Below are 6,974 nucleotides of genomic sequence, written 5' to 3'. Positions count from 1 at the left end.
TATATACAGACCCTTGGTCCAAGGTTCTTTGGAAATATCTTTTTCTTCACTGTAGACCCTTTTTATTATGAGGTCTATTCCGTATTCTTTCATTATTCGAGTGTGGTTTTCCTGTATTATTTTTATCAGAGAGCTGCCTATGGCCCCAAGTCCCAGAATTCCCAGTCTGACTTCTTTCAAGATAATTCCCCCTTTTCTATGTAGACAGTATTCCTAAAGTTGTAGATATATTTACTATGATTATACTCTTTTTTTTCTGTGCTTCTTTTATATAAAATTAAAATTTACATAAAAAATAGCCCCTAAGGAGCTATTTTCTATAGATTATTTTTTTCTGCTTTTTAATTCTGCCTGTGCAGCGGCCAATCTGGCCACAGGAACTCTGTAAGGGGAACATGAGACGTAGTCAAGTCCTATAGAGTTGAAAAATTCAATACTCTTAGGGTCTCCTCCGTGTTCACCGCATACACCCAGTTTAATATCTTTTTTGACACCTCTACCAAGCTTTATACTCATTTTCATGAGTTGCCCCACTCCCTTTATATCCACGCTTTCAAATGGATCTCTGGGAAGTATTTCCTTTGTTTTGTACTCACCTAAGAATTTAGGAGAATCATCTCTTGAAAATCCAAAAGTTATCTGGGTGAGGTCATTTGTACCAAAACTAAAGAAATCAGCTTCTTCTGCAATTTCATCAGAGGTCAGACAAGCTCTAGGCACTTCGATCATAGTTCCTAATTTATACTTTATATCTTCACCAAGTTCTTTAAAGAGTTTATCAATAGCAGCTACTACCTTGCTTTTTACATATTTTAGTTCATTTACTTCTCCAACGAGAGGTATCATGATTTCAGGATCCACTTTGATCCCTTCATCTCTTACCTGTATAGCTGCTCCAATGATTGCCTTTGCCTGCATCTCATAGATTTCAGGATAAGTTATAGCCAATCTGCATCCTCTATGTCCCAGCATAGGATTAAATTCATGGAGAGAGAAAACTCTTTGTTTCAAATCTTCAAAGTCTATATTCATATCATTAGCTAGTCTCTTGATTTCCTCGTCTTTATTTGGAAGAAACTCATGGAGAGGCGGGTCTAGTAGTCTCACAGTTACAGGTTTACTTCCCATAACTCTGAAAATCCCGACAAAATCTTCTTTTTGAAGAGGTAACAGCTTCTCTAAAGCCCTCTCTCTTTCATAAGTTGTTTTTGCTACGATCATTTCTCTCATAGGCCATATTTTCTTTTCTTCAAAGAACATATGTTCTGTTCTGCAAAGCCCTATTCCTTCTGCTCCAAATTTTACAGCGACTTCAGAATCTTCAGGAGTATCTGCATTTGCCCTGACTCCCATGACTCTTATATCATCAGCCCATCCCATAAATTTTTTAAAGCTTCCCCCCAGGGTTGCTTCTTCTTTTTCTATACTTCCAAGATATACTTTACCAGTAGTTCCATCTAGAGAGATATATTCTCCCTCTTTTACAACTACATCCCCTATAGTCATTTCTTTATTCTCTTCATCTATTTTTATGTTGCTACATCCGCTTACACAGCATTTTCCCATTCCTCTGGCCACAACTGCAGCATGAGAAGTCATACCACCACGAACAGTTAATATTCCTTCGGAACCATGCATACCCTCTATATCCTCTGGAGACGTTTCCAGTCTTACCAAGATTCCGCCTTTATTCAGCTTTATTGCTTCAGAATCAAAGAAAACTTTTCCGCTGGCAGCTCCAGGAGAAGCCGGGAGTCCTTCAGCAATTGGACTAGCACTGGAAAGACTGTCTTCACGGAAGGCCTTGTGAAGCATCTGGCTGATACTCTGAGGATCTACTCTGAGTATGGCCTCCTCTTTTGTGAGCACACCTTCTTCCACCATATCAACGGCTATCTGCACTGCAGCAGTGGAAGTTCTTTTACCGTTTCTTGTCTGAAGGATATACAACTTTCCTTTTTCAATTGTAAACTCTATGTCCTGCATATTTTTATAATGATTTTCCAAAAGTGAACAGATTTTCAAAAATTCTTCGTAAACTTCCGGAAGGTCATCTTTTAATCTCTCGATTTTGTGTGGAGTTCTGATACCTGCCACTACATCTTCACCCTGGGCATTCATCAGATATTCACCGTACACAGCTTTTTCTCCTGTGGCAGGGTCTCTTGTAAAGGCAACTCCTGTTCCGGAATTTTCACCCATATTTCCAAAAACCATACTTTGTACATTTACTCCAGTACCAATATTTCCAGGAATGTCATTCAGGTCTCTGTAAACTATTGCCCTAGGATTATTCCAAGAATCAAAGACTGCAAGAATAGTAAGCAAAAGTTGCTCAAAAGGATCCTCAGGGAAATCTTTTCCTATCTCTTTTATGTAGATACTTTTAAAACGACTCACAAGATCCTTGAGATCTTGGGCAGTCATGTCCACGTCAAGATTATATCCTTTGCTTTCTTTTAATTCATCAATTGCTATTTCAAACTTGTACTTAGGAATTTCCATAACTACGTCTGAAAACATCTGTATGAATCTTCTGTATGAATCCCATGTAAATCTTTCATTACCTGTTTCCCTGGCAATTGCTTCAGCAGTAATTTCATTTAGGCCTAGATTTAAGACTGTATCCATCATTCCGGGCATAGATACAGCTGCACCGGATCTTACTGAAACTAAAAGTGGATTTTTTTCAGAACCAAATCTTTTACCTGTTTTAGCTTCCAATTTTTTCATATTATCTTCTATTTCATGTTTCAGATCATCCCAAAGTATTTTTCCTTTTTTGTAATACTCATTACAAGCCTCAGTGGATAATGTGAATCCTGGAGGTACTGGTAAACCTATGTTGGTCATTTCTGAAAGGTTTGCTCCTTTTCCCCCTAGCAAATTTTTAAGATCTTTGCTACCCTCTTCAAATGCATATACTAATTTTGACATAATTCCAAATTCCCCCCTGGATTAGAGATAGTATAAGAAAATCAGTAAAAAATCTCTATTATTTACAGCTTTTGATTACTTTTCTTCTCCTTTTAAGTGCAGTTTCCTTGTATTTAATCTTTATTTTTTTCTCTGCCATGATGATACCTCCTAATATATTTTTAATAAATTATTTTAAATCCGTTTTCTTTCATTATGTTTATTATAATCTCAGAAGTTTCTTCTATCGCTTTCTGAGAGACATCTACCACAGGGCATCCTATTCTCTTCATTATATTTTCTGCATAATCCATCTCTTCTATTATTCTTCCCATTGAAGAGTATGCCGACCCTTCTTTAAATCCGATGGTTTTTAGTCTTTCTTCACGAATTTTATTTAGAACTTCGATTGAATTAGTTAGTCCTATGATTTTTTTCTTTGGGACTTTGAATATATCTTTAGGAATCTCCATTTCAGGAACCAATGGAATATTTATGACTTTAATGTGTTTTTTGTTTCCTAGATAGATACTGAGAGGCGTTTTAGATGTTCTAGATATACCTAGCAGTATAAGGTCAGCCTCATGTATTCCCCTGGCATCCTTCCCGTCGTCATATTTTACAGCAAATTCTATTGCTTCAATTCTACGGAAATATTTTTCATCCAGCTTCTTATATATTCCTGATTCTCTTCTCGGAGCCCTTTTGGTGTGTTCTTCTATTGCGGCTACAAGTGGGTTTAGCAGATCTATGTTTTTAAAGTGTCTATCTCTACAAAATTGTGCAAGAACTTCTACGTGGTCTAAATGTATCATAGTGTGAACTACCAATATATTTTCAGCACCGTCTAGTATTTTTAATTCCTGGTTCAATTTTTCAAGACTGTTGATATGTGAATGCCTTACAATGTCGTATTCTCCAAAGCCAAATTGAGAGAGAGCACATTTTGAAACCTGCTCCCCAGATTCTCCGTAAGAGTCTGAAAAAACGTGTATAGTAAATTTTTCCAAGATTAACCACCTCTATTTTTTTTTGAATTCATCTACAAATATTCTGGTTATAGTTGTTTTAGAAATTTTACCGAGAACCTTATATCTTGTCTTTTTATCGTGAACTTTTTCCTCTACCACAGGAATAGAATCTATCTCATGTTCAACCATTTTTTCGGCCACAGAGTGTATACTGTCATTGGGAAAGCAGACTATAATATTTGGCATTCTAGTCATGATCATTCCTATTGGAGATTTATGGTTTTCTTTGCCTCCGATTACGTGTTTCAGAAGATCTTTTCTAGAAACTATACCAGAAAGGTATCCGTCTTTTACTATTAGTAAGCTTCCGGTATCTTTTAGAAATAGTGATACGATGGCTTCGTATACTGTAGTTTCCTCTGTAAGCACACTTGGTATACCCATATAAGTTTTTACCTGTTTATCACCGAGCTTATCACCGCTTACATTTCCTTCACCAAGGTATGTATATCCTTTTCTAGGCTTAGAATTGAGAATATTATTTTTGGTCAGTATTGAAAAGTCTGTTCTGAGGGCACCTCTTGTAAGATCTAATATTTTTCCGATCTCATCGCCTGTAATAGGTCCTCTTTTTTTGACTATATCTATAATTTTTTTTTGTCTTTCTGAATATTCCAAATTTTACCACCTCTTTAGTGTACACTAAAACATAGTGTGTACCTTTGTTTTCATTGCTTAACTTCAAATAGAGTATACTATAGGAAATTATTAAATTCAAGTGATATTTTGATATTTTTTAAAGGTTTTACAGTGACGAACGTCTAAGTCAGATCTTGCAACGGATAAAAAAGTGTACACTTAAAAAAGTATTTTATATATGTTGCCCCCTCTATGATGTTGTTTGAGAAGCAGTAAAAATATTATTGTTTTTATGATAAATAAAAACAGAGACCTTTACCAGGTCTCTGCTTAAAAATATAATAATTAAAATTTGAATTATTTTTATTTTGATAAGATATTAGCCAGTTCATAATCTTCCATGTGGCTTCTTCTTTTTCCTTCCCAAGCATATTCGATGGGGTGAGTAACTATCTGGTTGCCCTCTATACCGATCATCAGACATCCTTTTTCCTCTAATAACAGCTGTACTGCCTTAGCTCCCATTTTTGTACCGAGTACTCTGTCAAAACCTGATGGAGTACCACCTCTCTGAACATGTCCTAGTACTACAATTCTTACATCAGTATGTACTTTTTTCTTTAACTCTTCTGCTATCGTATGAGCTGATCCTACACCTTCTGCTACTAGTATAATATCATGAAGCTTTCCTCTTCTTCTTCTTTGCTGAATCTGATATGCCATTACTTCGATTGGGTTGTCCTGTTCAGGAATCAATATTCCGTCTCCCCCACCGGCCATAGAAGCATAAAGAGCCAGGTCTCCGGCATCTCTTCCCATTACCTCTATAAGAATAGTTCTCTCATGTGAAGTAGCAGTGTCTCTTACTTTCTGTATAGCATCTAGAATAGTGTTCAGACACGTATCAAAACCTATTGTATAGTCAGTACCAGCAATGTCATTATCTATAGTCCCGGGAATACCGATTACTTTTATTCCGTGTTCCTTTGAAAGAAGGTCAGCACCGTGGAAAGATCCGTCTCCACCTATAACAATAAGACCATCGATTCCTCTTTTCTTAAGGTTATCTGCAGCTATTGCTCTTATTTTGGGATCTTTAAACTCTGGACATCTTGCAGTAAGAAGAGTCGTACCACCTCTGTCTATTATTCCTCCAAGGTCTTGAGAAGTTATTTTAAATATTTCATCATTTAACATACCTAAGTATCCTCTTTTGATTCCATACACTTCTAAGTCAGTATTAAGTGCGAATTTACCTGCAGCTCTTACAGCAGCATTCATTCCAGGAGCGTCTCCTCCGCTTGTTAATATGGCTATTTTTTTCAAAATAATACCTCCTATATTGTAAATTTAATAGTTATAAAAATTATTTATCGACCTAGTTTTACAAACTATATTATAACTGGTTTTACAAAATTAGTCTACTGTAATAAGAGTGAAAAACGAACTTATTTTATTCTCTATTAGGTCGATAAATGATCACTATGAAGCACCCTTTTTACAACTTGTGCTTTTTACAAACTTCTGCAATATATCGGAGGAGTATTGTTTGATGTCGATTAAAAAAATTAAATGTGGTTAAAAATTAACCTGGATAAATTGATGAACTAAAAATAGTTTCTTTTAAGAAATTAAATGATTTTTTCTCCTCCGTAAACCTCGCCATCTGCATCAGGCATGATACCATATCTCTTTGTCCAAAGTGTTTTGTATTTTACTGCCTGAGAATGGATGCTGTCCCACTGATTTTCGACAGTTCGGATTATTTTTCCAGGTACTCCGGCCACAAGTGAATTGGGAGGGACTATCTGATTTTCCTTTACAAGGGCTCCGGCTGCTATTATACTTCCTCTTCCTATAACTGCTCCTGTGAGAACCGTGGCTCCCATGCCTATGAGACAGTGGTCTTCTACCACGCATCCGTGAAGGACTACGTTGTGACCCACCGTGACATAGTCACCGATAATACAAGGCTTATTATCTGCTACATGCAGGACAGAGTTGTCCTGCACGTTGGAATATTTTCCTACACGTATATTTGAGACATCTCCCCGTGCAACACAGTTGAACCAGATGCTAGAAAATTCATCCATTTCCACATCCCCGATTAGTTTTGCTCCTTCTGCAACAAAAGTTTTTTCATTTAATTTTGGTAAAATACCTTCAAATTCTAAAAGCACAATATTCCTCCCTGTAATTTTTATTAGTTTTGGTGTTTGTTTTCTTCTTCTTCTTATTTTTTTAGGTATAAATTTATATGGATTATTGAATTTATACGAAATCTGTTACTTTTCTCTTGACAGAAAAGCACCCCAAGGGCATTTCCTCCCTTCGGTCAGGGCATAACCAAAAGGTCGAGGCTGTGAAAAATCAGCTAAATGACCTTGAAAATCCAAAAAGATTAATGAAACTCAGAAAACAAGTTTCTGAGAACCAGAAAATATACTC

Annotated in this window: 6 protein-coding genes; all 6 read right to left on the bottom strand. The window is 36.2% G+C overall.

All coding sequences use genetic code 11. The features are described 5' to 3' along the window. A partial coding sequence (locus ABZA26_RS04435) for a hypothetical protein (protein ID WP_372713307.1) occupies window positions 1-180 on the bottom strand: 180 nt, incomplete at its 3' end. Window positions 181-324: 144 nt separating this feature from the next. Then, window positions 325-2,937: a pyruvate, phosphate dikinase gene (ppdK, locus tag ABZA26_RS04430; RefSeq protein ID WP_372713306.1), complete on the bottom strand. Its 2,613-nt coding sequence runs from the start codon at window positions 2,935-2,937 to the stop codon at window positions 325-327. 161 nt (window positions 2,938-3,098) lie between these two features. Continuing rightward, window positions 3,099-3,926 carry a pyruvate, water dikinase regulatory protein gene (locus ABZA26_RS04425; RefSeq protein WP_372713305.1) on the bottom strand — a complete coding sequence of 276 codons (828 nt, stop codon included), beginning with the start codon at window positions 3,924-3,926 and terminating at the stop codon, window positions 3,099-3,101. Between the two features lie 12 nt (window positions 3,927-3,938). Continuing rightward, a complete protein-coding gene (locus tag ABZA26_RS04420; protein WP_372713304.1) occupies window positions 3,939-4,565 on the bottom strand; it encodes a CBS domain-containing protein in 627 nt (208 codons plus the stop codon). A gap of 324 nt (window positions 4,566-4,889) precedes the next feature. Continuing rightward, window positions 4,890-5,852: a 6-phosphofructokinase gene (gene pfkA / locus ABZA26_RS04415; RefSeq protein ID WP_372713303.1), complete on the bottom strand. Its 963-nt coding sequence runs from the start codon at window positions 5,850-5,852 to the stop codon at window positions 4,890-4,892. A gap of 305 nt (window positions 5,853-6,157) precedes the next feature. After that, window positions 6,158-6,706, bottom strand: coding sequence for a gamma carbonic anhydrase family protein (locus tag ABZA26_RS04410; RefSeq protein WP_372713302.1), 549 nt, complete (start codon window positions 6,704-6,706; stop codon window positions 6,158-6,160). Window positions 6,707-6,974 lie beyond the last annotated feature (268 nt).

It is taken from the genome of Ilyobacter sp. (assembly GCF_041583315.1).
Lineage (GTDB): Bacteria > Fusobacteriota > Fusobacteriia > Fusobacteriales > Fusobacteriaceae > Ilyobacter.
This window is presented reverse-complemented; position numbering and strand designations above follow the sequence as displayed.

What these genes read in the sequence shown, in the direction of transcription:
- ppdK (WP_372713306.1), bottom strand. Translation starts at nt 2,937, where the DNA reads ATGTCAAAATTAGTATATGCATTTGAAGAGGGTAGCAAAGATCTTAAA.